This window comes from Breznakia blatticola, assembly GCF_004365815.1.
GTDB lineage: Bacteria > Bacillota_I > Bacilli_A > Erysipelotrichales > Erysipelotrichaceae > Breznakia > Breznakia blatticola.
In genome coordinates, this window is the sequence record NZ_SODD01000086.1 from 1 (window position 1) to 2,017 (window position 2,017).

A 2,017-nucleotide genomic window follows, 5' to 3' on the forward strand; every position below is an offset into this window, starting at 1 on the left:
CTTGACTTTAGAAGTTAAAAAAGCATAAAAAATGGCTAAGCCCTTTATTCATAAGGTTTTAGCCATTTTTAGTTTCACACTTTTTTGTAGTGTATTTTACTCTTTTTTGCTAGTTGCTATAATATTTTTGATTTTTGCTAGTGTCATTCGATATTTTGATGTATCCAATCCAAATGTCTCATCTAATAAATCTATTACCTCGTTGCGATTTAAACATTGATAAATATTCTCAGTTACCAAGGTGTAGTTAAAACTTCTAAGGCCTTCTATTAACTGTTGTGGTGAGTATTTGCGTTCAATCTCATGTTCAATCACACGTGTTAATAGTAATGATAAGAAACATGTGAAAAAGTGCGATTCAATATGATCATCTCTTGATACATGTGCAGGTCGAGATTCTAGTTCACTTTTTGTGATTTTAAATGACTCCTCGACTTTCCATAATCCACGATAAGTATTTAAGATTTCTATATCACTTAGATTCGTTTCACTAGTCACGATTGAATAATAGCCATCATATTTCTCTTCTTCTTCGATCTTATCATAATTTATATGACGCATAATGTTATCATTCTTCTTTTTTTGTAATAGTTCACCTGTCGATTGATCAATTACATTTTCTTCAATATAATTCATGCAACCATAGTTAGATGCTTGTGTATATTTTCCGCTTGATTCAATTAGACGCTGCGCCTTCTCAACGGATTCCAGTCTTTTCATTCTTTGTCTTTTTGCATACTTTGGACTATAGTATACTACTTGCTTTTGTTTGATTGTGACCTCATGGTTTCGTTTGCCATTTTCTTCGATTTTAATTGTCTTTCCAATAATTCGAGACTTTATTTTAAATGCATCAATAACCTCATTCTCATCATCACCTGTAATTGTGTCGGAATGATCGTTGTGAGTTATATATCCGTCTTCATCAAGAACCCAGTCACGATATTCTTGATCTGCTCCCCGAATACTTTGGCTATATACGTAACCATCTCCTTTACCGTGTGTATAGAAAATGTTGTCACTTGTATTTAGTCCACGATCTGCAACCACAATAACTCTGCCTATATTGTAGTCAATTTTGCATCGATTGATTACAGGACGTAAGTTTACTTTTTCACTCTCGTTACCAGGAAAGAGATGGTATGCCATTGGTATCCCATTCGAATCCATCAATAATCCCATTTGAACGATTGGTGTTTTTCTGTGTTCCTTACTTGGACCTTTTTTTCGAATTCCTTTTTCTGAATCAATTTCAAAATAATAATTTGTGCAGTCAAAGAATGCATGTTCATTAGATCTTCCATATTTTGCTTTTACACTTTCATGTAAATAAGCTTGTAGTTCATTGCGTAATGGAAAGAGTCGAGTTAATACATCGTAAATAGAATCCGAATTGGAAGCTAATTTCTCAAAATACATAGAAGATGATTTGAAAGTAGCGATTTTTGATTCTGGTTTTAAAATTCTTGAGAATACAAGCAAACGAATGACATTATTGAAATTATATTCAATCTTTGTATTTCGTTGTTTATTCTTGAAAAACTCAGGAAGCTTCAATGAGGAATAAACAGATTGTAGAAACACGTATCCTAGATTTTTAACTTGGCTTTGGTTAATGGGTGTGCGTTGATTCATATCTAAAGAGACAGTGATAGAATCCTGGTTGTTAGCCTTTGCTTCTTCAGTTAGACGTTTGGCTTCAGCTTTGAAATGAGCGATAGGATCATCATAGAGTTTCTCTAGGTCATCAAGAAAACCAATACGTTCAATGTGTTTTTGTCTAGGTATTCCATTTTTATCACGATATCCTTCATAATAAGCAAGAACGATACGACCAGCAGAGTTTTTATTTTTCTTAACGAACATAGAGAAACCTCCTAATATAGGTATATTATACCATATCACATAACAACACACAACACTTTAGTGTGAAAGTATTGACAAAAAAACATCGAAATAAATCGATGAACAAAAGGCAAATGATGATTATGGTTGTTTTTTAGCTTCTAAACTCGGG

Annotated in this window: 1 protein-coding gene; it reads right to left on the reverse strand. The window is 32.9% G+C overall.

What is annotated here, in order from left to right; all coding sequences use genetic code 11:
• Window positions 1–96: 96 nt before the first annotated feature.
• The gene (locus EDD63_RS11450) at window positions 97–1,866 is read right to left on the reverse strand and encodes an IS1634 family transposase (RefSeq protein WP_134171447.1); all 1,770 of its coding nucleotides are present in this window, start codon (window positions 1,864–1,866) and stop codon (window positions 97–99) included.
• Between the last annotated feature and the right edge of the window lie 151 nt (window positions 1,867–2,017).

Excerpts from the sequence above, each read along its gene's own strand:
- EDD63_RS11450 (WP_134171447.1), bottom strand. The coding sequence starts at position 1,866 with ATGTTCGTTAAGAAAAATAAAAACTCTGCTGGTCGTATCGTTCTTGCT.